General features: G+C 75.5%; 19 protein-coding genes and 1 pseudogene. 5 read left to right on the top strand and 15 right to left on the bottom strand.

The genetic code is table 11. The features are described from left to right. Window positions 1–81 precede the first annotated feature (81 nt). Entirely contained in the window at window positions 82–2,775 is a 2,694-nt protein-coding gene (locus FB457_RS30910; protein WP_047019249.1) for an FAD/NAD(P)-binding protein, read from the top strand. A gap of 45 nt (window positions 2,776–2,820) precedes the next feature. Here the strand turns inward: FB457_RS30910 and FB457_RS30905 are convergent, their stop codons facing one another. The 13 genes and pseudogenes from FB457_RS30905 to FB457_RS30845 all read right to left on the bottom strand — a co-directional run. Then, window positions 2,821–3,609: a YqeB family protein gene (locus FB457_RS30905; protein WP_253911529.1), complete on the bottom strand. Its 789-nt coding sequence runs from the start codon at window positions 3,607–3,609 to the stop codon at window positions 2,821–2,823. 228 nt (window positions 3,610–3,837) lie between these two features. Continuing rightward, on the bottom strand, window positions 3,838–6,876 hold the full coding sequence (locus tag FB457_RS30900) for a 3-keto-alpha-glucoside-1,2-lyase-like domain-containing protein (RefSeq protein ID WP_047019247.1): 3,039 nt from the start codon (window positions 6,874–6,876) through the stop codon (window positions 3,838–3,840). Between the two features lie 103 nt (window positions 6,877–6,979). After that, on the bottom strand, window positions 6,980–7,909 hold the full coding sequence (locus tag FB457_RS30895) for a dihydrodipicolinate synthase family protein (protein ID WP_047019246.1): 930 nt from the start codon (window positions 7,907–7,909) through the stop codon (window positions 6,980–6,982). A 48-nt stretch (window positions 7,910–7,957) separates the two neighbouring features. Continuing rightward, window positions 7,958–8,551, bottom strand: coding sequence for a 3'-5' exonuclease (locus FB457_RS30890; protein ID WP_145784016.1), 594 nt, complete (start codon window positions 8,549–8,551; stop codon window positions 7,958–7,960). A gap of 56 nt (window positions 8,552–8,607) precedes the next feature. Next, the gene (locus FB457_RS30885) at window positions 8,608–9,846 is read right to left on the bottom strand and encodes an ROK family transcriptional regulator (RefSeq protein WP_145784014.1); all 1,239 of its coding nucleotides are present in this window, start codon (window positions 9,844–9,846) and stop codon (window positions 8,608–8,610) included. Window positions 9,847–9,986: 140 nt separating this feature from the next. Continuing rightward, window positions 9,987–10,694: an SRPBCC family protein gene (locus FB457_RS30880; protein ID WP_047019243.1), complete on the bottom strand. Its 708-nt coding sequence runs from the start codon at window positions 10,692–10,694 to the stop codon at window positions 9,987–9,989. Window positions 10,695–10,722: 28 nt separating this feature from the next. Then, window positions 10,723–11,982: a vWA domain-containing protein gene (locus FB457_RS30875; protein WP_078898554.1), complete on the bottom strand. Its 1,260-nt coding sequence runs from the start codon at window positions 11,980–11,982 to the stop codon at window positions 10,723–10,725. A 5-nt stretch (window positions 11,983–11,987) separates the two neighbouring features. Next, window positions 11,988–12,998, bottom strand: a complete 1,011-nt coding sequence (locus tag FB457_RS30870; protein WP_047019242.1) for an AAA family ATPase — start codon at window positions 12,996–12,998, stop codon at window positions 11,988–11,990. A 45-nt stretch (window positions 12,999–13,043) separates the two neighbouring features. Further along, complete coding sequence (locus FB457_RS30865) at window positions 13,044–13,910, bottom strand: FAD binding domain-containing protein (protein WP_047019241.1); 867 nt, start codon at window positions 13,908–13,910, stop codon at window positions 13,044–13,046. Then, the gene (locus FB457_RS30860) at window positions 13,907–16,285 is read right to left on the bottom strand and encodes a xanthine dehydrogenase family protein molybdopterin-binding subunit (RefSeq protein WP_145784012.1); all 2,379 of its coding nucleotides are present in this window, start codon (window positions 16,283–16,285) and stop codon (window positions 13,907–13,909) included. Before FB457_RS30860 ends, FB457_RS30865 begins: the two co-directional genes overlap by 4 nt. Then, complete coding sequence (locus tag FB457_RS30855; RefSeq protein ID WP_125938335.1) at window positions 16,282–16,794, bottom strand: (2Fe-2S)-binding protein; 513 nt, start codon at window positions 16,792–16,794, stop codon at window positions 16,282–16,284. The genes FB457_RS30860 and FB457_RS30855 overlap by 4 nt, the downstream gene beginning before the upstream one ends. 75 nt (window positions 16,795–16,869) lie before the next feature. After that, entirely contained in the window at window positions 16,870–18,087 is a 1,218-nt protein-coding gene (locus tag FB457_RS30850) for a cysteine desulfurase-like protein (RefSeq protein WP_145784011.1), read from the bottom strand. Window positions 18,088–18,164: 77 nt separating this feature from the next. Beyond that, window positions 18,165–18,374 (bottom strand): annotated as a pseudogene (locus tag FB457_RS30845) (sulfite oxidase); the annotation flags it as partial. Window positions 18,375–18,750: 376 nt separating this feature from the next. Here FB457_RS30845 and FB457_RS30840 point away from each other — a divergent pair. The 3 genes from FB457_RS30840 to FB457_RS30830 all read left to right on the top strand — a co-directional run bounded on the left by FB457_RS30840 (window position 18,751) and on the right by FB457_RS30830 (window position 21,177). After that, on the top strand, window positions 18,751–19,416 hold the full coding sequence (locus tag FB457_RS30840) for a hypothetical protein (RefSeq protein WP_145784007.1): 666 nt from the start codon (window positions 18,751–18,753) through the stop codon (window positions 19,414–19,416). Window positions 19,417–19,447: 31 nt separating this feature from the next. Beyond that, window positions 19,448–20,212, top strand: coding sequence for a bestrophin-like domain (locus tag FB457_RS30835; protein ID WP_047019236.1), 765 nt, complete (start codon window positions 19,448–19,450; stop codon window positions 20,210–20,212). A gap of 62 nt (window positions 20,213–20,274) precedes the next feature. After that, a complete protein-coding gene (locus FB457_RS30830; RefSeq protein WP_047019235.1) occupies window positions 20,275–21,177 on the top strand; it encodes an aldo/keto reductase in 903 nt (300 codons plus the stop codon). Window positions 21,178–21,199: 22 nt separating this feature from the next. Here the strand turns inward: FB457_RS30830 and FB457_RS30825 are convergent, their stop codons facing one another. Together FB457_RS30825 and FB457_RS30820 are read right to left on the bottom strand one after the other, a co-directional pair. Then, a complete protein-coding gene (locus FB457_RS30825; protein WP_145784004.1) occupies window positions 21,200–22,150 on the bottom strand; it encodes a beta-ketoacyl-ACP synthase III in 951 nt (316 codons plus the stop codon). A gap of 151 nt (window positions 22,151–22,301) precedes the next feature. Then, window positions 22,302–23,153: a glycerophosphodiester phosphodiesterase gene (locus FB457_RS30820; protein ID WP_047019233.1), complete on the bottom strand. Its 852-nt coding sequence runs from the start codon at window positions 23,151–23,153 to the stop codon at window positions 22,302–22,304. A gap of 191 nt (window positions 23,154–23,344) precedes the next feature. Between FB457_RS30820 and FB457_RS30815 the strand changes: the two genes are divergently transcribed. After that, the gene (locus FB457_RS30815; RefSeq protein ID WP_486589199.1) at window positions 23,345–24,523 is read left to right on the top strand and encodes an endonuclease/exonuclease/phosphatase family protein; all 1,179 of its coding nucleotides are present in this window, start codon (window positions 23,345–23,347) and stop codon (window positions 24,521–24,523) included.

Raw genomic sequence — 24,523 nt, 5'->3', positions numbered from 1 at the left:
GACGAGTCCGTTCCCGGCTCAGCTGGAGGTACCGTGGCCGCGCCTTCGTCTTCCCCCGCCGCTGGTCCCGCCCGCCACGTCGTGGCCGTCGTCGGCGCGGGCGCCGCGGGGGCACTGACCGCGATGCAGCTCTGCGAGACCGCGATCCGCCGCAGCACGCCGCTGGAGCTGGTGCTGATCGACCCGGCGTCCGAGGCGGGCCGCGGCGTCGCTTACGCCACCCCCGACCCGCGGCACCGGCTGAACGTCCCGGCCGGCGGCATGAGCTGCTACCCGGACGACCCCACGCACTTCGTGCGCTGGCTCCGCGCCCACGGCGAGCCGGCCGCCGCCGCCTGCGACTTCGTCTCCCGCCACCGCTACGGCGCCTATCTCGCCGACTCCCTCGGCCAGGCCGTCATCCGCGCCCACGGCACCGTCGCGGTGAGCAGGCTGCGGACGAAGGCGACGGGCTGTACGTGGACCGCCGGCGGGCGCGCCGCCCTGCGCCTCGCCGACGGTCGCACCCAGCGGGCCGACAGCGTCGTCCTCGCCACCGGACCCGCGCCCGGCCCCCGCGGCTGGGCCCCCGCGGCCCTGCGCGCCAGCGACCGCTTCGTCCCCGACCCCTGGGCCCCCGGCGCCCTCGACGCGCTCGCCGGGGACGCCCACGCCGCCGACGACGTGCTGCTCGTCGGCACCGGCCTGACCGCCGTGGACATGGCGCTGAGCCTGGAGCGGTCCGGCCGCCGCGTGCACGCCGTCTCCCGCGGCGGCGAACTGCCCCGCCCGCACGCCCTGACCGCACTGCCGCCCCTCCAGGCGGACCCCGGCCTGCCCGGCCTGCCGCTGGCGGAGCTGCGCGCCGCCGTACGCCGCCACGTGGCCGCCGCCGTACGCGCCCACGGCGACTGGCGCCCCGCCGTGGACGGGCTGCGCCCGCTGACGCAGGCGATGTGGGCCCGGCTCTCCGACGACGACCGGGCCGACTTCCTGGCCCGCGACGCCTCCCGCTGGAACGTCCACCGGCACCGCATGCCCCCGGCCACCGCGGAGTCCGTGCAGCGGGCGCTGGCGGCGCGGCGGCTGCGGCTGCACAGCGGGCAGGTGCGGGACGTCGCCGAGGGCCCCGACGGCGGCCTGGCCGTCACCCTGAGCGGCGGCCGGACGCTGCACGTCGGCTGGGTGGTCGACTGCACGGGGCCCGGGCTGCGCGTCGAGGAGTGCGCCGACCCGCTGTGGCGGGGGCTGCTCGCGGACGGCACGGCCACGCCGGGCCCGCTGGGCATCGGGGTGGCCACCGACGCCGGCCGGCTGCGCCCGGGTCACGCCCCGGCGATACGGGCCGGCTTCCCCGGCGCCGCTCCCCCGCCGCTGTTCACCCTCGGCGCCGCGCGCCGCGGCGAGTTGTGGGAGACCACCGCCGTGCCGGAGATCCGTGTCCAGGCCGCCGAGGTCGCCGCCGCCGTGCTGGAGCCGCTGCGCGAGCCGGTACGGGGCCGGCGCCGGCCCACCGACCTCAACGGCCTGCCCGTCTCCACGCACGCCGCTGCCGCCGCCGCTTACCGCACGGGGCTCGAGCGGCTGCTGAAGGTCCGCGCCGGCGCCGGGACCGCGCTCGCCCGCGCCGTGGAGCTGGACCCGGGCTTCGCGCTCGGGCACGCCGCGCTCGCGCTCGTCGGGCACGAGTGCGGCGCGGACGTCGACGTGCCGCGGGCGCTGGCCGACGCGCAGCGCGCGGCGCGCGAGCGCGCGGACGAGCGCGAGCGGGCCTTCGTGGAGGTCGTCACCCGCCGGATCGCCGGCTCCGGCGGCGACGAGGCGCTGACCCGGCACCTGGCCGCGTATCCGGGGGACGCGCTGGCGCTGAGCGTCGCCGTGCCGACCATCGCGTTCTCCGGCGTCACCGACCTGGACGGCGCGATGGCCCGCCGGCTGGTGGAGCGCACCACGTCCGCGTACGAGGGGCACTGGTTCCACACCTCGCTGCTGGCCTTCATGCGCCAGGACGACGGCCGCTTCGACGAGGCCGGGGAGCTGGCCCGGCGGGCGCTGGCCGTGGAGCCGGCCGCGGGGCACGCGGTGCACGCGCTCGCCCACGTGCACTACGAGACCGGGGCCCACGAGCGCGGGCGGGACTGGCTGGACGGCTGGATCGGCGACCAGGGCCGCGGCGCCACGCACCGGGCGCACTTCTCCTGGCACGTCGCGCTGCACGAACTGGCGCTCGACGACCCGGACGCGGTACGGCGGCGCTGGTTCGCCCAGTTGGCGCCGGGCCGGGTGAACGGGGTGCGGGCGCTGGTGGACTCGGGGTCGCTGCTCTGGCGGGCCCGGATGTCGGGGTGCTGGACCGGCGAGCAGCCCGTGGAGGGCGTGCTGGCGGCGGTCGAGCGGGAGGTCGTGGAGCGGCCGGCGACGCCGTTCACCGCGATGCACAGCGCGGTGGCGCTGACCGCCGCGGGCGACCTGGCGGCGCTGCGCCGGCTCCGTACGCACGCGGCGGGCGCGGACCCGGTGCAGCGCGAGGTCGTGGCACCGCTCTGCGAGGCGCTGGAGGCGGTGCTGGAGGAGCGGTGGCCGGACGCGGTGGCGCGGCTGGAGTCGATCCGGCCGGTGCTGCGCAAGGTCGGCGGCAGCGCGGCGCAGCGCGAAGTGGTGGAGGAGACGCTGCTGTTCGCGCTGGTGTCGGGCGGCCGGTGCGAGGCGGCCAGGCGGCTGCTGGAGACCCGGCTCGACCGCCGCGACTCCCCCGCCGACCACCGCCGCCTCGCGGCCCTGCCCGGTCTCGACTGACGTCCGTACGGCACCGTCCCGCGGGCGGCGCCGTACGGGCCGTGCTCAGTCTTCCGCGGCTCCGGGCCGCAGCGGGCGCCAGTACTGGCGGGTGCCCTCCTCACGCAGCACGTAGCCGAGGCGCTGCGCCTCCTCGCGCAGCTCCTCCGCGTCGGTGGCGTTCTTCTTCCCGAGCGCGTGCTCCCGGGCCTTCAGCACGGCGTTGGCCGCCGCGGACAGCTCCGCGGAGTCGCGGACCCAGCGGTGGTAGCAGCCGGCGTACGGGTCCTCGTGCAGCCACCGGTAGCCGTGCGCGGTGAAACCACGGGCGAGGTCGGCGGGCTCCAGATCGGTGGGCCTGCGCAGCAGTTGGCGGGAGGCGGCGTCGAGGATCACCAGCCGGTCCTTGTCCAGGAAGGCGGCGGCGACCTCGGCGCGGGCCAGGATGCGGGACTCGCCGTCCTTGTCGATCCGTACGGTGTCGCCCTCGAAGGTCACGCGCATCGCCAGCACGTACACGAGGAGCCCGCCGGCCAGCCCCAGCACCAGCCCGACGACGGGACCCGCGACCGCGGTCCAGCCGTCGTCGAAGGAGGCCACCAGCTCGAACGGGCCGCGCATCGGCGCCCACTCCAGCCCGGCGACCTCGTCCGCGACGCGCGGGACGAGCCAGCCGAGGAAGAGGCCGAGCGCCGGCAGCCCGGCGAGCAGCAGCAGGCGGTACAGCAGGCCGGGGCCCACCGTGGCGGCGGCGCGCTTGGCGAGGGGGTCGCCGGAGGGGCCGCCCCCGGGCTCACCGCCTGGTTCGCCGCCGTCGCGGTCGTCACGGGACATCGCGGGTGCTCCGGAATCCATCGTCGGTCGTCCTTCCTGCCGGTCCCCGGCGACGCTACGGACGCGGGGCGGGGCGGCGGATCGGCCGAAGGTCTGCGGAGCGATGCGGCGGGTACGACTTTGGTCGCTTTCCCGCGCCGCCCGGGCACACGCCGGTGCCGAGGTCGGCCCGCAGCCCGTGAAGCCGCGGCCCGGAAGAGAACCGGCCCCGGAGCCAGGGGCTCCGGGGCCGGTGAACTCACCGCCTGATCACAGGGGCTGGACGGTGATGTTGCGGTAGCGGACCGCGTTGCCGTGGTCCTGGAGCCGGATGGCGCCGGCGACCGGCGTCTCCGGCTTCCCGGCCCCGGTGGGGCCGTCGACGGCGACGTCGTCCTGGACCTTGACGCCGTTCCACACCACCGAGATGCGTGCGTCCTCGGTCTTCTTGCCGTCCGCGTCGAAGCGGGCGGCCCGGAAGGTGATGTCGTACGTCTGCCAGGTCCCCGGCGGCTTCGCCGCGTTCACGTCGGCCGCCTTCTTCTTGTAGATGGCGGCGGCGTCGTCGTTCGCCAGCGGGTCCTTGCCGTACGAGTCCAGGATCTGGACCTCGTACCGCTCCTGGAGGTACACGCCGCTGTTGGCGCGGTCCTGCCCGGTGACGTCCGGCGGCAGTTCGGGCAGCCAGAACTCCACGTGCAGCTTGAAGTCCTCGTACGCCTTCTTGGTGCGGATGTCGCCGCAGCAGACCTCCATGGCCTCGCCGTCGAGCAGCGGCCACTCCGGCGTCCTTCCGTCCACGTGCTGGAAGGCGGAGCGGTCCGCGCCGTCGAAGAGCGTGACGGGCTCGCCGCTGCGGTGGACGCTGATCATGTCGAGGTTGACGTGCCCGGTGTCGTCGCCCTCGTTGACGTAGCGGATGGTGTTCCCGCCCGCGCGCAGCGAGACCTTCTCGGTCCTGGTCGTCCACTCCTGCCAGGTGCCGGTGGACGCGAGCTGCGCCTGCTTCACCTTCGTGCCGTTGACGTACATGCTGACCGTCTTGGTGCCGGTGAAGGGGTTCGGGCCGTTGGAGTAGCGCAGTCCGACGTCGTAGGTGCCTCCCTTCTCGGTCGTGACGTCGAACGTGGTGGAGGCGCCCTTGGTGCCGTAGCCGGCGACGAAGCCGCGGCCGGAGTGGCCGGCGTGGTCGTCGGCCAGGTTCGCGCCGCCCTCGAGCCGGGCCTCCTCGGCCTCGTACGCGGTGGGCACGCGGTCCTCGTCACCGGGGATGTTGTTCAGCGTGTACCACGCCTCAGTGCTCCACAGCTCCTGGCCGCCCTCGGCGGTGAACGGGCGCGGCGAGCGCACGTGCACCACGTGGCCGGGCTTCAGGCCGGGGATCTCCAGGGTGACCTTCTTGCGGTCGTCCGACAGCTTCGCGGAGGTCACCGGCAGCACCTCCTCGTCCACCTTGGGCCCGCCGTACTCGGGGGTGGGGACGTAGCGCCACTGGGTGACCGAGTAGCTCTCGGCGAGCGCGTCGGCGGTCTCCTGCGACAGCGGCTTCGTGTAGCTCATCTCGAAGCCGGTCTCGGTGGCGTCCATGGAGACGATGTCGAACGCCTCGTTCCCGCCGGGCGTCAGCTTCTGCAGGCCGTGCTTCAGCTTGCCCGGCTGGCCCCAGTTGCCGCCCGCGCCCAGGCCGCCGGCGTAGATCGCGCCGTCGGGGCCCATGCTGATGCGGTTGACGCCGGCCTCCAGGCCCTGGGTCATGCGGAAGACCGCGCCCTGGTACTCGCCCTCGACCTTCTGCAGGTCGGCCCGCTGGATGCCGCCGTAGGTGACGTCGCCGAAGAGGAGCTGGCCCGCGAAGGTGCCCTTGTCCATGTACAGCGGCGTGCTGGGCGAGTTGGCTATCTCGTTCTGCGGCAGCCAGAGCACGGGCTGGGTGACGGGCTTGTCGTCGAACGGCCCGTCGGGGTTGGTGTAGTGGTTGAAGAAGCGGTCCTGCTTGACGTGCAGGAGCTTCGACGACGGCAGCCAGCCGCCCTGGTTGTCGAGGACGAACAGGTCGTCCTTCGGCCCCCAGCCGATGCCGTTGGGGGTGCGCAGGCCGCCGGCGACGTAACTGATCTGGCCCGTCTTGCGGTTGACCTTGATGGTCGTACCGCGGTTCTCGGAGGGCTGCGGGTCGGTGGTGGCGCCGCCGTAGTTGATGGCGACGGACAGGTTCAGGTAGAAGAACCCGTCCTTGTAGAGCAGGCCGAAGGCGAACTCGTGGAAGTTGTCGCTGAACGGCCAGGTGGCGACGGTCTCGTACGCGTCGGTGACCTCGTCGCCGTCCTCGTCCTTCAGCCGCGTCAGCTCGTGCTTCTGCGAGACGTAGAGATCGCCCTCGACGTACTTGATGCCCTGCGGCTCCTTCAGGCCCTCGGCGACCTTCTTCACCGTCACCTTCTCCGGCGAGGTGTCGCCGGTGACGTTGTCGAGGAGGTAGACCTCGCCGGTGACGTTGTCGGTGCCGCCCCAGGTGGTCACGGCGAGCCGGTCGTCCGGCAGCCAGTCCATCGCGGTGACCTGCGGCTCGAAGCCGTCCGGGCGCAGGTCGGTCAGCGTGAAGTCCGGGTGGACGCTGTTCAGCGGCAGGCCGTCGCCGGGCGAGTCGGTGTAGCCCTCGCACTCCTTGCGGCCCGGCGCGGTGACGCGGACGACGCCGGCGTCGGTGCTGAGCACCGAGTTCGGCACGGTGGCGAAGCCACTGGCGCCCGGGGGCTGCCAGGCCAGGGTGACCTGCTGGCCGCCGCCGCGCTCGAAGTGCTCGATGAAGAGCGAGTGGTAGCCGGCGGTCAGCTCGACGGTGCCGTCCTTGGGGGGATCGGTGCCGTGCAGCCCGTCGTGGTCGATGACGACCTGGTTGTCGATGAGCAGCCGCGAGCCGTCGTCGCTGGTGAGGCGGAAGGTGTACGTGCCGTCCTGGGGCACGTTGATGTTGGCGGTGGTGTGCGAGACGAAGTTGTCCTCGAAGCCGAAGTCCCCGGCGGTCGAGAAGTCGATCTGCGGCATGAGCTTGTCGACGTTCGGGGTCTGCGCGGGCTTGAGCGTGCAGATCTCCTCGAGCGGGACCTGCACGTCGTACGTGCGCAGCGTCACGCCGGGCTCCTGCGGCGGGAGTTCGGCGAAGGGCTGGTTCTGCGGGCCGGGGGCCCGGTCGGGATCGGGTGCGGGATCGGCGCCGGCGGGTGCGGCCCAGACCCCGCCGACGAGGAAGGCCGCCGCGAGCACCGTGGTCATCCGTCTGCGGACACGGTGGTACAGCCGTGCGGACATTCGTTCCTCCAGACGCGAAAGGGGGCGGGAAGAACCTTCGGATTCCGGGCGGGTGCGGCGCTGAGCCTAAGGACTTCGTCCGGGCCTGTCCATAACTTTGTCATCAGAGAGAAAAAAGTTCCGGGACCAGCTCCCGGGCGTCGCGGCGGGCGGGGAGCACGGCCTCCTCGGGCGCGGGGGTGGCCGGCCACCGGGTGCGTACCCCCGTGTCGGCCCAACCGCCCACGGCGGCGAGGAACTTGTCGAGCGCCGGATTCGACAGGCCGCGGACCTGGAGCGGCGCGATGTGCCGGCGGAACAGCTCGGCGAGCCGGCGCTCGACGTCCCGGGCGGCGGCCGGGTCGGCGTGCATCGACTCGTACCAGCGGACGGAGCCCGCCGGGGCGAGGGCGGCGACGTTGGAGTAACTGCCGTGCGCGCCGCGGGCGATGCCGGTGGCGAGCAGGTGGCCGGGGACGAAGACGGAGCAGCGCTCGGCGTACGGGCGTACGGCGGCGTACCAGTCGTCGTCGCCGCTCGCGGTCTTCAGCCCGACGAGGGCGGGCACCTCGTCCAGCAGCCGGCCGAGGAGCGTGGGTGACACCGGGGTCTTGGCGTGCGGCGGGTTGTAGAGCACCAGCGGCACCGGGTCCGCGGCCTCGGCGATCCGGGTGAGGAAGGCGACGGCCTCGTCGTCGGCGAGCGGCAGCCAGTCCGGGAGGATCACCTGCAGTGCGCCGGGGGCCAGTTCACGGGCGCGGCGCACGCGGGCGAGGGCGGTCTGCGCCACCGGGTGGGAGGCGCCGATCTGGAACGGCACGCCCGCCGCGGTGCACCGCTCGGCGAGCAGTTCGTTGATGCCGTCGAACTCGTCCTCGGTCAGCGTGTGGAACTCGCCGGCCGTGCCGTGCGCGTAGATCCCGTGCAGCCCCGCGTCCAGCAGCGCGTCCAGTTGCCCTGCCAGCCGGCCCCGGTCGATCGCGTCATGCGCGTCCAGAGGCAGCAGCAGCGTTCCCCAGACCCCGGTGATGTCCTTCGCTCTGAGTGGTGTCATGCCTGGAGCGTACGAGCCCGGCGCGCCGCGGGAAGAGGCCGAGAGGCTCTAGAACCAGCCCGCGGGGAGCGTCGTGCCCCCCGCGCGGAGGTGGCGGAGGGCGGCGGCGATGGAGTGGCAGTCGAAGAGCGCCGAGTGCTCCGCGCCCGCGGCGGGCCGGGGCAGGCCGAGGGCCTGCCAGAGCCGGCCGGAGTTGACCCGAGCGGTCTGCGGGGCGAGGGTGTTGAGCCAGGGGCGCACATTGAGGAAGCCGTTGCCGAGAAAGCCGTGCGCGACCCGCTCGCCGCGGGCCCTGGCCCAGCCGACGTTCTCGCCGAGCACGATCATGTCGTTGCCGTAGGAGAGCACCGTGTGGCCCGCGCAGAAGCCGAGGAAGTCGCCGAGCGCCTCCGCGGGGGCGCGGCCCTCGCGGTCGACGGTCTCCTGGTCGATGCCGGTCAGCTCGCTGAAGTACGGGGAGAGCCGCGGGTTGACGACGGGGCGGACCAGGGTCTCGAACTCGTCCGTCACGGCGAAGTCCGCGTCCAGCCGCAGGGCGCCGATCTGCACGATCTCCCGCAGCTCGCCCGGCGCCGACCAGTCCCGCTCCGGCGCCCCCGGCCACGTGGTGAACTCCAGGTCGAAGACGATGATTGCCGACACGCGGCCCTCCTCCGGTTGCACGGCAGCCAGCGTACGGCCGCGGCCGCGCGGAACGATCAACCGGGGTGGTCCGCCGCCAAGTCGCCCGCTCCGGGCTCGGGCGCGGCGGCGTCCGCGGCGGCGAGGCGGGCGTCGGCGCGGTCCGGGGCGTACAGCTCGTCGACGACCATGGCGGCGGCGCCGACGAGGGCGGAGCGGTCGCCGAGCCGCGCGGTGACGACGTCGAGGTGCGCCGTGGTCCGCGGCATCGCGCGCCGGTACAGCAACTCGCGTACGCCGGTGAGGAACGGCACGGAGGACAGCTCGCCGGCGATCATCAGCACCCCGGGGTTGAGGAGCGTGACCACCGTGACCAGCACCTCGCCCACCCGCTGCCCCGCCTCCCGGGCCAGCCGCACCGCCTGCGGGTGCCCCGCGGCCAGCAGGTCGCGCACGTCGGAGCCGGAGGCCGCGGGCACGCCGAGGCCGTCGAGCCGGGCGGCGAGCGCGTGCCCGCTGGCGACGGCGGCGAGGCAGCCGTACGAGCCGCACGTGCACAGCGCCTCCCGGCTGTCGTGCAGCCGAATGTGCCCGATGTCGCCGGCGCCGCCGTCGATGCCGCGGTAGACGCCGCCGTCCACGACGACGCCCGCGCCTATGCCGGTGGACGCCTTGACGAGCAGGAAGGCCGCGCAGTCGGGGAAGCCGGCGCGCTGTTCCCCGTACGCCATGAGGTTGGCGTCGTTGTCGACGAAGACGGGGACGTCCGGGGCGCCGCCCAGCCGGGCGGCGAACGTACGCCGCAGGTGCCCGGTGAGGGGGTAGCCGTCCCAGCCCGGCATGATCGGCGGCTCCACCACCCGGCCGGCCGCGACGTCCACGGGACCGGGCACGGAGAGGCCGATGCCGCAGACCCGCGCCGCGCTCTCGCCCGCCTCGGCCAGCAGCGGGCCGAACCAGCGGCACACCTCCGCCAGCACCGGCTCGGGGCCGTCGCCGATGACCAGCGGCCCGGTCTTCTCCGCGAGTAAGTTGCCCGCGAGGTCGAGGACGGCGGCGCGGCCGTGCCGGGTCTCCAGGTCGGCGGCGAGGACGACGGCGTGCCGGTCGTCGAACTCCAGCCGGGCGGAGGGCCGGCCGCCGGTGGAGGTGCCCGCCACCTCGCAGATCCAGCCGGCGCGGAAGAGCTGGTCGAGCCGGAGCCCGACGGTGGACCGGGAGAGCCCGGTGGCCCGCTGCAGCTCGGCGCGGGTGGGCGCCTCGCCGCTGCGGATGAGGCGCAGCAGGCGGCCCGCGCTCGCCGGGTTCGCCGCCATCGTCCCCGCTGCTCCCTTTCGTCGGCCGGTACGCGCCGCGCCGCCCTGGCGCGCCGCACTCCTCCCCCCGGAGAACAGAAGTACCACGCGAGGCCGGTAACCGCCGAGCGGGGCGGTGTCGGGCGGGAGGAGGCGGGGACTCAGCGGCGGCGTGCGCGGCGTACGGCCAGGGCGACGGCGGCGAGCGCCGCCGCGACCGCGGCGCCGGCGGCTGCCCGCTTGGCGACGGGCACACCGGCGGTACGGACCAGGTCGAGCGGCTCGGTCCCGGGGGCGGAGGTCTCGACGGCGGGCACGGCGGGCGCGAGTCCGGACGCGGGCTCGGCTCCGGGGCCGCGGACGGCACCGGCACCGGCGTCCGCCCCGTCCGCGTCCGTGGCCGCGTCGGTGGCCACCTCCGCGCCGCCGTCCGCCAGCTTCCCCGCCAGGCACTCCGCGAACCGCCCCACCAGCCGGTCGCCCACCTCTGCCAGCACCCCCCGGCCGAACTGCGCGGGCCGGCCCGTGACCGCCAGGTCCGTCACCACCGACACCCGCGTGCCGCCGCCGGTCTCGGTCAGCTCCCCCGTGACCGTGGCGCGTGCCGTGCCCGTGCCGCGCGCCTCCTTGCCGTTCGCGGACAGCACCATCCTCCGGCCCGCCTCGTCCTTCTCCCGGAAGGAGGCCGTGCCCCGGTACGTGAGCGCGATCGGGCCGACCTTCACCTTGACCGTGCCGCGCACCGTCTCGCCGTCGAAGCTCTCGACCGCCGCCCCCGGCATGCAGGGCGCGATGCGCTCGATGTCGAGCAGCGCCCGCCACGCCTCGTCGGCCGGTACGGGAACGGTGAACTCGTGCCGCAGCTCCATGGCGGGTCCCTTCGTTGCGGGTTCGTCGTCATGCGTCGGCCGCTCCCCGCACCACCGCCGCCAGCCGTTCGAGCGCGGCCAGGCTGTGCCCGGAGACGAAGGCGTCGACGTGCGGCAGCACGGCGGCCATGCCGCCGGCGAGCGGCTCGTAACCGGGCCGCGCCTTGCGCGGGTTGGCCCACACCACGCGGTGCGCCAGCCGGTGCAGCCGGCGGGCCTGGGCGCCGAGCAGGGTGACGTCGCCGCGCTCCCAGCCGTCGGAGAGCACGACGGCCACCGCGCCGCGGGCCAGGCCGCGCTGCCCCCAGCGGTCGAGGAACGCCCGCAGGGTCTCGCCGAGCCGGGTGCCGCCGCTCCAGTCCGGCACGGCGGTGCCGACCGCGGCCAGCGCGGCGTCCGGGTCGCGGTGGGACAACTGCCGGGTGACGCGGGTCAGCCGGGTGCCGAGGGTGAAGACCTCGGTGGCGGGAGCGGCGCGGGCGGGGCGGCCGTGGCGGGCGGCGTGGGCGAAGCGCAGCAGGGCGTCGGCGTACGGGGACATGGAGCCGCTGACGTCGAGCAGCACCACGACGCGGCGCGGCTTCCGCGCGGGGGCGCGGCGGCGCAGTACCGCCGGTTCGCCGCCGCCGCGCAGCAGGTCCCGTACGGTACGCCGCGGGTCGACGGCGCCGCGGCGCGCCGGGCGGCGGCGGGCGGTGCGGCGCTGCTCGCCGCGGAGCGCGAACGCCGTGCGCAGCCGGTGCAGTTCGGCCCGCTCCGCGGCGGTGAGCCCGGCGATGTCGCGGTGGCGCAGCACCTCGGCGGAGCCGGCGCGGGCGGCGGCCGGAGCCGCGGGGCCGGTGCGGTCGCCGGCGTCGCCGGGCGCCTCGACGGCGGCGGGAGCGGTACGGCGGACGCGGGGCGGCGGTGCGGTACGGGGCGGGCGCGGGGGCACCGCGCGGTCGCCGAAGTAGGCGGCGAACGCACGGTCGTAGGGCGCCAGGTCCTCCGCCCGGCCGCAGAGCGTGAGCCGGCCGGCCCAGAACACCTCGCGCCGCGCGGTGCCGAGCGCGTCCACGGCGCCGAGGAACGCCTGCACCCGCTCGCCGTCGGCCGGCACCCCCGCCTCCCGCAGCGCCCGCGCGAACCCGACGAGCACGGCGACGCCGTCGCCCCAGGCGCCGGCCGTGACCGTGCCCGTGGCGGCGGCGGCCGGGTCCGGGACCGGGCGGCCGGAGCCGGGCACGCCCGCGTCCGGTCCGCCCCGGCCCGTACTCCGGCCCCCGCCGTCGTCTCCCCGCTCCCCCACCGCGGTCAGCTCCCCCGGGCCGCGGCCAGCAGCCCCCGCAGGTCGAGCGCCACCGCCCGCTCCGTGTCCTCGCGGTACTTCAGCACCGAGCCCAGCGTCGCCACCGCCAGTTCGGCGTCCAGCTCCGTCGCGCCGAGCGCCGCCAGCGCCTCCGCCCAGTCGATCGTCTCCGCCACCCCCGGCGGCTTGACCAGGTCCATGCCGCGCAACTGCTGCACCGCCGCGGTCACCTGCGCCGCGAGCCGCCGTGCCACCCGCGGGCGGCGGCTGCGGACGATCGCCAGCTCGCGGGCGTAGCCGGGGTGCGCGAACCAGTGGTACAGGCAGCGCCGTTTGAGCGCGTCGTGGACCTCGCGGGTGCGGTTGGAGGTGAGCACGACCACGGGCGGGGTCTCGGCCCGCAGCGTGCCCAGTTCGGGGATGGTCACCGCGTACTCCGACAGCAGCTCCAGCAGGAACGCCTCGAACTCGTCGTCCGCCCGGTCGATCTCGTCGATCAGCAGCACGCTCGGGCTCGTCCGCAGCGCGCGCAGCAGCGGGCGGGCGACGAGGAACCGCTCGCCGTACAGCTCGTCCTCCAGGCGCCCCGCGTCCGTGACGCCCGCCGCCTCCGCCGCCCGCAGGTGCAGCAACTGGCGTGGGAAGTCCCAGTCGTAGAGGGCCTGGGAGGCGTCGATGCCCTCGTAGCACTGGAGCCGGATCAGCGGCGCGCCCATGACACCGGCGAGGGCGGCGGCCAGCGCCGTCTTGCCCGCGCCCGCCTCGCCCTCGCAGAACAGCGGGCGGTGCAGGGTGAGGGCGAGGTGGCAGGCGGTGGCCAGGCCGTCGTCCGCGAGGTAGCCCGTGGCCTCCAGCCGGGCCCGCAGCTCCCCGACGGCCGCGGGCCGCACGCCCGTTGCCGGTACGGGCCGTGCGGCCCCCGACGCGGGCCGCACGGCCTCCGGTGCCCGCGCGTCGCGGGCGCGGTCGTGCGGCCCGCGCCTCTCCGGCTCCCCCGCCGGCTCCTCACGCGCCACCGCGCTCGCCTCCTCCGGCACCGGCCGACCCGTCCCGGCCGCCCGTCACGCCGGCCCGGCCGCCGCGAGCACCGCCCTGCGGGTGAGCACGCGGGCGAGGTGCGCGCGGTATTCGGCGGAACCGGACAGGTCCGCCGCCGGACGCGTGCCCTCCGCCGCGGCCGCCGCCGCCTCCGCGACCGGCTCCTCCGTCGCCTGCGCCCCGGCGAGCGCCGCCTCGGCGGCCGCCGCCCGCACGGGCGTCGGGCCCATACTCGTCAGCCCGATCCGGGCCTCGGCGATCCGCCCGCCCTCGTGCCGCACCGCGGCGGCCACGCCGACGAGGGCCCACGCCTGCGCCGCCCGGCTGAACTTCTCGTAGCGGAAGCCCCAGCCGTCGTACTTGGGCACCCGGATCGCGGCCAGCAGTTCGTCCGGCGCCAGCGCCGTGGTCAGGTAGTCGGTGAAGAACTCCCGCGCCGGCACGGTCCGCGATCCGCCGGGTCCCACCGCGGTCAGCTCGGCGTCCAGCGCGAGCACCACCGCCGGCAGGTCGGCCGCGGGGTCGGCGTGGGCCAGCGAGCCGCCGAGGGTGCCGCGGTGCCGCACCGCCGGGTCGGCGACGGTGGCGGTGGCGGCGGCGAGCAGCCCGGCGTGGCGGCGTACCAGCGGGTCGGCGAGCACCTCGTGGTGGGTCGTCAGGGCGCCGATCACCAGCGCGTCGCCGTCGTCGCGCACGCCGCGCAGCTCCGGGATCCGGCCGGCGTCCACGACCAGGTCGGGGAAGGCGAGCCGCATCCGCAGCAGCGGCAGCAGGCTCTGCCCGCCGGCGAGCACCTTCGCCTCGCGCCCGGCGGCCCCCGCGTCGGCGAGGGCGCTCACGGCGGCGCCGACGGACTCGGGGCGTACGTAGTCGAATGCCGCGGGGATCATGCCGGGCCTCCCTTCCGGGCGTCCTGGATCGCCCGCCACACGCGCTCCGGCGAGCAGGGCATCCGCACGTCGGTGACGCCCAGCGGGCGCAGCGCGTCGACGATCGCGCCGACGACCGCGGGGGTGGAGGCGATCGTGCCGGCTTCGCCGACGCCCTTGACGCCCAGCGGGTTGGACGTGGCGGGGGTCTCGGTGCGGTCGGTGACGAAGTCGGGCAGGTCGGGGGCGGCGGGCACGTGGTAGTCGGCGAGGGTGCCGGAGACGAGGTTGCCGTCGTCGTCGTAGACGGCCTCCTCGTAGAGCGCCTGCGCGATGCCCTGCGCCAGACCGCCGTGCACCTGGCCCTCCACGATCAGCGGGTTGACGACCTTGCCGACGTCGTCCACGGCGACGTACGAGCGGATGCGGACCGCCCCGGTCTCCGTGTCCACCTCGACCGCGCAGAGGTGGGTGCCGTGCGGATACGAGAAGTTGTCCGGCTCCACGACGTGTCCCGCGTTGATCGTCGGCTCCATGCCGTCGGGAAGGTCGTGTCCTGTGAAGGTCGCGAAGGCGACCTCCTGGATCGTCTTCGTCGCCTCCGGCGAGCCGCGGACGGCGAACGTGCCCGCCGTGAACTCCAGGTCCTCCTCGCTCGCCTCCATCAGATGGGCCGCGACCCGGCGCGCCTTTCCGACGACCTTCACCGCCGCCTCGTGCACGGCGACGCCGCCGACGACGAGCGAGCGCGAGCCGTACGTGTCCATGCCCTGCGGCGCGATGCGCGTGTCGCCGTGGAGCACGTCGACGTCCTCGACGGGCACGCCGAGCACGTCGGCGGCGATCTGGCTCCAGGTGGTGGCGTGGCCCTGGCCGTGCGGGCTGGTGCCGGTGATCACCTCGACCTTGCCGGTGGGCAGCATGCGGATGCTCGCCGCCTCCCAGCCGCCGGCCGCGTACCGCAGGTCGCGCAGCACGCGGCTGGGCGCCAGGCCGCACATCTCGGTGTACGTGGAGACGCCGATGCCGAGCCGCACGGTGTCGCCGCGTTCGTGCCGCTCGCGCTGCTCGGCGCGGAGCGCGGCGTAGCCGAAGTGGGCGAGCGCCTTGTCGGTGGCGGCCTCGTAGTTGCCGCTGTCGTAGGTGAGGCCCGCCACCGAGGTGTACGGGAACTCGCCGTGCCCGATCCAGTTGCGGCGGCGCAGTTCGACGGGGTCGAGGCCGAGTTCGGCGGCGAGTTCGTCCATGACGCGCTCGACGGCGTACGTGGCCTCGGGGCGGCCGGCGCCGCGGTAGGCGTCGGTGGGGGTCTTGGTGGTGAAGACGCCGGTGCAGTGGAAGGCGTAGGCGTCCATCTTGTAGATCCCCGGGTACATGAAGGCGCCGAGGATGGGGATGCCCGGGGTGACGAGCATGAGGTACGCGCCCATGTCGGCCAGCAGGTCGACCTTCATGCCCAGCAGCCGGCCGTCGCGGGTCGCGGCGACCTCGACGTCCTGGATCTGGTCGCGGCCGTGGTGGGTGGCGAGGTAGCCCTCGGAGCGGGACTCGGTCCACTTCACGGGGCGGCCGAGCCGCTTGGCGACGACGAGCGCCAGGGCCTCCTCCGCGTACACCTGGAGCTTGGAACCGAACCCGCCGCCGACGTCCGGGGCGATGACGCGGATCTTCTGCTCGGGGATGCCGGTGACGACGGCGAGCATGACGCGCAGGATGTGCGGGATCTGGGTGGCGGAGTACAGGGTGTACTCGTCGGCGCCGGTGGCCGCGGGGGCGGCGACGACGGCGCGGGGCTCCATGGCGTTGGGGATGAGGCGCTGCTGCACGTAGCGGCGGGTGACGACGACGTCGGCGCGGGCCCTGGCGGCGGCGTAGTCCCCGCTCGCCAGGGGCCAGTCGAAGCAGCGGTTGGTGCCCTTGTCCGCGTGCACGAGCGGGGCGCCGCCGGCGAGCGCGGCCTCCATGTCGAGCACGGGCGGCAGCGGCGTGTAGTCGACCTCGACGGCCTCCAGCGCGTCCGCGGCGGTGTAGCGGTCGCGGGCGACGACGACGGCGACGGGGTCCCCGGCGTGGCGCACCTCGCCGACGGCCAGCGGCGGGTGGTCGGGGTGCACGATGTCCTCGGTGACCGGCCAGGCGCAGGGCAGGGAGCCCAGCTCGCCGTCGAGGTCGGCGGCGGAGAACGCGGCGACGACGCCGGGGCGTTCGCGCACCGCGGTGAGGTCGAGGCGGTCGATGCGGGCGTGCGCCATCGGGCTGCGCAGCACCGTCATGTGGAGCATGCCGGGCAGGGTGATGTTGTCGGTCCAGCTCGTCCGGCCGGTGACCAGCCGGGCGTCCTCCTTGCGCGGATGGGAGCGGCCGATGGCGGGTGCCGCCTGCTCTGCGGTGGTCATATCGCAGCCTCCCCGCCGTCGCCGGCTCCGGCGTCCGTCCCCGTCCCCGCTCCGGCTTCGGCGGCGGCGAGGACCGCGCGCACGATGTTCTGGTAGCCGGTGCAGCGGCAGAGGTTGCCCTCCAGGCCGTGTCTGACCTCCTCGGCGGTCGGGTGCGGATTGGCGCGCAGCAGGTCGCGGGCGGCGAGGATCATCCCGGGGGTGCAGTAGCCGCACTGCAGCCCGTGCTCCTCGTGGAAGGCGCGCTGGAGCGGGTGCCACCGGCCGTCCCCGGCCAGCCCCTGGATCGTCGTCACCTCCGTCCCGTCCGCCTGAACGGCCAGCATGGAGCAGGATTTGACGCTGGCGCCCGCCACGTCGACCGTGCAGGCGCCGCAGTTGCCGGTGTCGCAGCCGACTGGTGTGCCGGTCAGGCCCAGGCGGTCGCGCAGGTAGTGCACGAGGAGCAGGCGCGGCTCCACGTCGTCCTCGTAGGTCGTGCCGTCGACTGTGACCGAGATGCGGCTCATGTGCCCTCCCCGGAACGGACGGGTCCGTGGCGCTGTGGTGTGCGCCACTGTAGGACCGCATCCGGGGCGGGGGAACTAGGCAGTCGTACGGAGGAATTCCCCGAGGCCCGCGACCAGCCGGTCGACGTCGCCGGCCGAACTGTACGGCGCGAGGCCCGCCCGCAGCCCGCCGCTGTCGCCGAGGCCGAGGCGGCGGGACGCCTCCAGGGCGTAGAAGGAGCCGGAGGGGGCGTTGACGCCGCGCTCGGCCAGGAAGCGGTACGCGTCCTCGGTGGTGCGGCCTTCGAGGGTGAGCAGCAGCGTCGGGGTGCGGTGGCCGGCGCGGGAGCGCAGGGTGACGCCGGGCAGTGCGGCGAGGCCGTCCTCCGCACGCAACCGCAGCGCGTCCTCGTGGGCTTCGATCGCCGCGTACGCCCGGATCAGCCGCGCCCTGCGGTCGCCGCCCGCGGCGGGCTCGGGGTCGAGGCCGGCGAGGAAGTCGACGGCGGCGCGAGCCCCGGCCAGCAGCTCGTACGGCAGCGTGCCCTGCTCGAAGCGCTGCGGCACCGCGTCGGTGGCGGGCAGCAGCTTGTCGGGCGCGAGGCTGCGCAGCAGTTCGGGACGGGCGCCGAGCACGCCCAGGTGCGGGCCGAGGAACTTGTACGGGGAGCAGACCACGAAGTCCGCGCCGAGCGCCGCGGCGTCGACGGCTGCGTGCGCGGCGTAGTGCACCGCGTCGACGTGGACCAGGGCCCCCGCGTCGTGCGCCATCCTGGCCAGCTCCGGCACCGGCGGCCGGGTGCCGAGGAGATTGGCGGCGGCGGTGACCGCGACCAGCCGGGTCCGCTCGGTGAGCACGGCGGCGAGGTGCCCCGGGGTCAGCTCGCCGGTGTCCGGGTCGAAGTCGCACCAGCGCACCGCCGCGCCCGCGCGCTCGGCGGCCTGCACCCAGGGGCGGATGTTCGCGTCGTGGTCGAGGCGGGTGACGACGACCTCGTCGCCCGGCCCCCACGCGCGGGCCAGGGTGCGGGCGACGTCGTAGGTGAGCTGCGTGGCGCTGCGCCCGAAGACGACGCCGTCGGCCGGCACCCCGAGCAGGTCGGCGAGGGCGGCCCGGGCGCCGGCCACGATCGCCTCGGCGTTGCGCTCGGCGGCGGTGACGTGGCCCTGGTTGGAGAGCGGGGCGGCCAGCGCCGCGGCCATCGCCTCGATGACGGGGGCCGGGGTCTGGGTGCCGCCGGGGCCGTCGAAGTAGGCGGTCCCGTCCTTGAGCGCCGGGATGCGGGCGCGTAGCGCGGCCAGGTCGTACGTCACGGGCGGCCTCCTGCCTGGTGCCGGGGGGATCACCAGTGTGCGCGCTCACCCCCGGCGCGCGGGAGACCGCCCGCGGCTCAGACGACGGTGACCGGGTGCCGGACGACCGCGTCGAAGAGGTAGCCCTGGTCGTTGGGGACGGTCCGCTCGGGCTGGGTCCTGCCGCTCACGTCGGTGGCGCGGGCGCGTACGTCGGCGGGGCCCGGCTTCTCCGGGCGCCAGTCGGCCGACCAGCGCACCCAGCCGTCGGCGCGGGGGGCGCCGGCGAGCTTCGCGCGGCGCCGAGGGCGCCCAGCGCGCCGGCCCCGCCGGCGGCGGCGAAGAGCCGCAGCATGCCGCGCCGGGCGACGCCCGGGGTGCGGGCGTCGCCCGTCGAGCCACTGGCGCAGGCGGCGGCGGTCGTACGAGGTCTCGTCGGACGGCTGCGATGTCGGCATGACGTCGATCATCCGGGCGGCCGTCCGCAGCACGCCATCGCCCGTTTGTGAAGAACTCGTGAAACCACCCGCAGGGCGGACGGGCCGCGGCCCGGGCGTGCGCCGAGGCGAACCGGGGCGCGAGTGACGAGCGTTCGTGCGAGATACGGGCGCGGCGGAACGCGCCTGCGGGTGGATTGCGGGCGCCGGGGGCGTAGCCGGGCGCGGCGCGGAGCAACTTCGGGCCGTGACCCGGGAGAACACACCGCGCGCGGCGCGGCCCGCCGTACGCGCCGCCGTGCTCCTGGCGGCGCTCGCCGCCGGCCCGGCCGCGGCCGCCGGCGCCGTCCTTGCCGCGGGCCCCGCCGCCGCCGACGCCCCGCGGACCGCCGCCGTACGCGGGTGGGCACTGCCCGCCGACGGGTGCGCGCGCGTCGGCGCGGACCTGCCGCTGGAGGAGCTGGGGCGGATCGCGCGCGAGCGGGGCGCCGGGGAGGCGGTGCGGCAGGGGTGCGGCAAGAAGCCCTCGCCGACGCCCACCCCCACGCCGCCGTCGCCGGCTCCCACACCGTCGCCGACCCCCACGCCGAGGCCCACCCCGACGCCCACGCCGTCGCCGGAGCCGCCCGCGCCCGCACCGCCGGAGCCGGCCGCGCCCGAGCCCGCCGCGCAGCCGCCCACCGCGCCCGTACCGGCGACGCCGACGCCCACCTCCACGCCCAGCCGCACGCCGAGCCCCGCCCCCTCCCCCACCCCTTCGCCCTCGCTGCGGCCCCTCTACCACGAGCCGCCGCCCCGGGAAGTCGACGAGGGTACCTCGCCCGTGACCAGAACGCTCCTCTTCGTCGCCCCCGCGATCCTCGCCGCCGCCGCGCTCAGCGGCTCCGGCGCGGCGGCCCGCAACCGCTCCTGACCGCCCGCAGCCCGACCGCCGGAGGCAGCCCGTGTCCGAATGGCTCATGCTCACCCTCGCGATGGCCGCGGCCATCGCGGTCGTCGTGCTCATCACCGTCCTCCGGCACCGCCGCCCCGACGAGGAGTTCGACCCCACCGAGACCCCCGACGTCATCGAGTACATGACGATGATGATCGGCGTGGTGTACGCGATCGTGCTGGGCCTGGCGATCGCCGGCGTCTGGGAGGCGAAGGGCAGCGCGGAGGACTCGGTGCAGCGGGAGGCGTTCGCGCTGCACGAGACGAGCGAGCGGCTCGCCGAGTACCCGGCCCCGGTGCGCGAGGAGATCCGGGCGGACATCGCGGCGTACGTCGGCTACGCGGTGCACGAGGAGTGGCCGGCGATGCAGGACGGCGAAGGGCTGAGCGAGCGCGGTGACGAGCTGCTGGACGAGGTGCGCCGCGGGCTCTTCGCGTACGCGCCGGAGACCGACGCCGAGAACCGCGCCGCCTACGCGCTGGGCGACCAGATCGCCGCGGCCGAGGAGGCCCGCAACGAGCGGGCGCTGAACTCGGGTCCCACGATGCCGTCGCTGGTGTGGTTCGGGCTGATCGCCGGCGGTCTGGTGGCCATGGGCATGGTCTTCGCGCTGCAGATCCAGCGCTCGGTGCGCGAGTTGATCCTCGCAGGGCTGCACAGCGGGCTGCTCGCGTTCCTGCTCTTCCTGGTCTGGGAGTTCGACCAGCCCTACGTCCGTGACTCGGCGGGGATGCTGGAGCCGTTCACCACGCTCTTCCCGAAGGCAGCCGGCTGACACCGCGGCGCTCCCCGCGTCGGTGTGGGCCGGGGCGCCGCCTCGGGTTGTAGCGTCGCCGCATGACGCACTCACCGACCGCACCGGTACCGGGCGCCGCCGGCCCGACGTTCGACATCGGCGGCGACATGCCGGTCGGCCGCATCGGCTACGGCACGATGCGGCTCACCGACCACCCCGGCATCCCCCCGTCGGAGGCGGTCATCTGGGAGCCGCCGCGGGACCGGGCCGGCGCCGTCGCCGTGCTGCGCCGCGCGGTCGAGCTGGGCGTGGGGCTCGTCGACACCGCCGACTCCTACGGCCTCGGCGCCGTCGAGGAGGTCGTCGCCGAGGCGCTGCACCCGTACCCGGCGGGGGTCGTGGTCGCCACGAAGGCCGGTCTCGCCCGGCCGGGCCCGGGGCAGTGGGTGCCGCTGGGGCGGCCGGCGTATCTGCGGCAGCAGGCGGAGCTGAGCCTGCGCCGGCTGCGTACGGACCGGATCGACCTGTTCCAACTGCACCGCGTCGACGCGGACGTGCCGCTCGCCGACCAGGTCGGGACGTTGAAGGAGCTCCAGGACGAGGGCAAGGTGCGGCACATCGGGCTCTCCGAGGTCGACGTCCCCCAACTGCGCGCCGCGCGCGAGATCGCCGCCATCACCTCCGTGCAGAACCTCTACAACCTCGCGATGCGCCAGCACGAGGCCGTCGTCGACTACACCGCCGCCGAGGGCATCGCCTTCGTGCCCTACTTCCCGATGGCCGTCGGCACGCTTGCCGCACCCGGTGGCCCGGTCGCCCAGGTGGCGGCCGAGCTGGGTGCCACACCGGCGCAGACGGCGCTGGCCTGGCTGCTGCGGCGGGCGCCGAACGTGCTGCCGATCCCGGGCACGACGTCGCTCGACCACCTGGCGGAGAACGTGGCGGCGCGTCATCTGGTGCTGTCGGACGAGCAGTTCGCCCGGCTGTCGGCGCTCGGCGGCTGACCGGAGCGCGGCGGGCGGGCGGCTACGGGCAGCGCACGACCTGGCCCGCGTACGACAGGTTGCCGCCGAAGGCGAAGAGAAGCACCGGCGCGCCGGACTCCACCTCGCCGCGCGCCACCAGCTTGGAGAAGGCCAGCGGCACGCTCGCGCCCGAGGTGTTGCCCGACTCGGTGACGTCGGTGGCGACGACCGCCTGCGGGGCGCCGAGGCTGCGCGCGAGCGGCTCGATGATCCGCAGGTTCGCCTGGTGCAGCACGATCGCGGCGAGGTCGGCAGGCGCGACGCCGCCCCGCTCGCAGACCCGGCGGACGATCGGCGGCAGCTCCTTGACGGCCCAGCGGTAGACCGCCTGGCCCTCCTGGGCGAAGAGGGGCGGCGAGCCCTCGATACGTACCGCGGACCCCATGCCGGGCGCGGAGCCCCACACGACGGGGCCGATGGCGCCCGCCTCGCCGGGCCCCGCCGCTGGGGCTACCACCGCGGCGCCGGCGCCGTCGCCGGTGAGGACGGCGGTGGAGCGGTCGTTCCAGTCGGTGACGCCCGTCAGCTTCTCCGCGGCGATGACCAGCGCGCGGCTCGCGGCGCCGGCGCGGAGGGTGTGGTCGGCCTGGGCGAGGGCGTGGGTGAAGCCGGAGCAGGAGACGTTGACGTCGATGGCGGCGGGGGCGGGGATGCCGAGCCGTTCCGCGACCCGCGCGGCCATGCTCGGCACCCGGTGCTCGGCGGTGCAGGTGGCGACCATGACGAGGTCGACGTCCTCGGTCTTGGTGCCGGCCCCGGCGAGCGCCTTGGCGGCGGCGTGCGCGGCCATCATGTCCACGGTCTCGTCGGCTGCCGCGACATGCCGGGCGCGGATGCCGACCCGGCTGCGGATCCACTCGTCGTTCGTGTCGAGGAACTTCGCCAGGTCGTCGTTCGTCAGCACCTTCCCGGGCTGGTAGTGGCCGAGGGCGAGGATCCGCGATCCGGTCATGGGCCGCCTCCGCTGGGGTGACTGGTCGTCCGCTGCCCTTCGAGTCTGCCCGGTGTGTCCCGGGTCGGGCAGTGGAGATCCATCAAAGCGGCGGCGCGGGTCTTTGGCGGGGTGTGCCATTGCCGCGCCGCCGCCTCGTCTCCCGTACGCCCTACGTGAGGGACTGCGGGTAGTCGGTGATGATGCCGTCGACGCCGAGACCGGCCATCCTGCGCATCGCGCCGGGCTCGTCGACGGTCCAGACGTTGATGTCCATGCCCAGCTCGTGGACGCGGTCGACCAGGGCCTGGTCGGTGACGGTGTACTGCGGGTTGACCTGGTCCGCCCACTCGCTCAGGGCGGCCAGCTCGGCCTCGGTGGGGCGGTCGGCGTCGAGGAAGCCGATGGGCACCTCGGGCATGAGGTCCTTGAAGCCCTGCGCGTCGTCCAGCTCGAAGGACTGGACGGCCAGTCGGCCGTTCGCCAGCGCGCGCTCCACGTAGGCCGGCCTGGCCTGGAGCAGCCCGGCCAGGTCGGCGGGCAGGCTCGCGTCGTAGTGCCCGCACGGGCTGATCTCGGCGAGCAGGCCGGACCTCCGGTCGATGAGGTCGATGACGCGGTCGACGGTGATGATCGGCTCGCCGGCGTACCTGGCCGAGAACCAGGAGCCGGCGTCCAGGCGGCTCAGTTCGGCCCACGTGAAGTCGGAGACGCGGTAACTCGGCCGGCCCGGGTAGACCTCCTCGATGTCGGTGGTCCGCTCCATGGTGCAGTCGTGGAAGTTGACGAGCTTGCCGTCCCTGGTGCGCTGCACGTCGATCTCGACGAAGTCGGCGTCCTGGCGGACCGCCAGCCGGGTCGCCGCCGCGGTGTTCTCGGGCGCCACGCCGGAGGAGCCGCGGTGGGCGATGACGTCGGGCCCGGCGGGCGCGGCCTGGGCGGCGGACGCGCCGGCGAGGATGCCCGCGGCCGTCAGGGCCGCGACGACGGGCGCCGCCCGCAGCAGGGATCTCACGAGCTTCACAATTGACCTTCGCTCTCGTGGTGTTGGTGGTGCTGCCGAGGCTGAAGACGTGACGTTAAACAAGACGGACGATCACGTAAAGGGGCCGTGGTCGGGACATGACCATGCTTGCCCGGGGCTGTCACGGATGCTGGGATGCGGTGTGCGCGTACGGTCCCCGGTGGCCGGCGGTGCGAGGGAGAGGCGGAGCGATGCGGTGCGTACGGCGCGGTGGGAAGCCGGCCGGTCTGGTGGTGCTGGCGGCGCTGGTCATGGCGCTGGGGGCCGGGTGCGGTGCGCCGGTCCGGCAGGCGTCCGAGCCGGACGGCGGACGGCGGGAGCACGAGGCGCCGGGGACGGAGCCGCGGGAGGGCGGACAGGCGCGCGAGAACGGCGACAGGCGCGGGGCGCGCGCCGTGGGCGTGGCGACGTACAACGTCTACCTCGGCGCCGGCTTGAAGCCGCTGTTCGACGCGGGAAGCCGGGGGGAGCTGGTCACGCGCGCCGGCGAGTTGTACGCGGCGATGGAGGCGACGGACTTCCGTGAGCGCGCGGCGGCCCTCGCCGACCTGCTGGCGGCGCGCGCACCCGAGGTCGTGGGGCTCCAGGAGGTGGCCCGCTGGGAGAGGGGGCCCGCGGGCGGCGACCTGACGGTCCGCTACGACTTCCTGCGGCTGCTGCTCGACGAGCTGGCCGCCCGCGGCACCCCGTACCGGACCGTCGCCGCGAACGACAACTTCACCGGCCGGATGGCCGTCTCGGCCACCGAGGAGGCGCGCTTCACCGACCGGGACGTGATCGTCGTACGCGACGGGCCGCCCGCCTCCTCCCGGCCGCGTACGTCGCGCGCCACCTCCGCGGCGTACGGTGCGCAGGCCACCCTGCCCTCCCGGATCCCCGGCCTCTCCTTCGAGGTGCCGCGCGGCTGGTCGTCCGTGGACGTCACGGTGCGCGGCGGGACGTTCCGCTTCGCCACCACCCACCTGGAGGCGTTCGGCACCCCCGACGTGCGCGCCGCCCAGGCCCGCGAGCTGGCCGCCGCGCTCGCCGGCTCGCCGCACCCCGTCGTCCTCACCGGCGACTTCAACTCCCGCCCCACCGACGCCTCCGGCGCCTACGGGATCCTCGCCGGGGCCGGCTACACGGACGCCTGGACCGCGGCGGGCGGCGACCCGGACGGCGGCTGGACGGCGGGGCAGAGCGGGTCGCTGCTGGCCGGGAACGAACTCTCCCACCGCATCGACCACGTGCTGTACCGGCCGGACGGCGTGCGGGCGGTCACGGCGGAGGTGGTCGGCGACCGGGAGGCGGACCGCTCGGCGCCGACGGGGTTCTGGCCGTCGGACCACGCGGGAGTGCTCGCCGGACTGCGGTTCGGCGGCGGGCGGTAG

The organism is Streptomyces sp. CNZ287 (assembly GCF_007827615.1).
Note: the sequence above shows the minus strand (reverse complement) of the source record. Positions and strands in the feature narration are given on the sequence as shown.

Bases quoted from the DNA above. Each gene is read 5' to 3' on its own strand.
- FB457_RS30905 (WP_253911529.1), bottom strand. From the start codon at position 3,609: ATGGATTCCGGAGCACCCGCGATGTCCCGTGACGACCGCGACGGCGGC.
- FB457_RS30900 (WP_047019247.1), bottom strand. From the start codon at position 6,876: ATGTCCGCACGGCTGTACCACCGTGTCCGCAGACGGATGACCACGGTG.
- FB457_RS30895 (WP_047019246.1), bottom strand. From the start codon at position 7,909: ATGACACCACTCAGAGCGAAGGACATCACCGGGGTCTGGGGAACGCTG.
- FB457_RS30885 (WP_145784014.1), bottom strand. From the start codon at position 9,846: ATGGCGGCGAACCCGGCGAGCGCGGGCCGCCTGCTGCGCCTCATCCGC.
- FB457_RS30880 (WP_047019243.1), bottom strand. From the start codon at position 10,694: ATGGAGCTGCGGCACGAGTTCACCGTTCCCGTACCGGCCGACGAGGCG.
- FB457_RS30865 (WP_047019241.1), bottom strand. From the start codon at position 13,910: ATGATCCCCGCGGCATTCGACTACGTACGCCCCGAGTCCGTCGGCGCC.
- FB457_RS30860 (WP_145784012.1), bottom strand. From the start codon at position 16,285: ATGACCACCGCAGAGCAGGCGGCACCCGCCATCGGCCGCTCCCATCCG.
- FB457_RS30855 (WP_125938335.1), bottom strand. From the start codon at position 16,794: ATGAGCCGCATCTCGGTCACAGTCGACGGCACGACCTACGAGGACGAC.
- FB457_RS30830 (WP_047019235.1), top strand. From the start codon at position 20,275: ATGACGCACTCACCGACCGCACCGGTACCGGGCGCCGCCGGCCCGACG.
- FB457_RS30825 (WP_145784004.1), bottom strand. From the start codon at position 22,150: ATGACCGGATCGCGGATCCTCGCCCTCGGCCACTACCAGCCCGGGAAG.
- FB457_RS30815 (WP_486589199.1), top strand. From the start codon at position 23,345: ATGCGGTGCGTACGGCGCGGTGGGAAGCCGGCCGGTCTGGTGGTGCTG.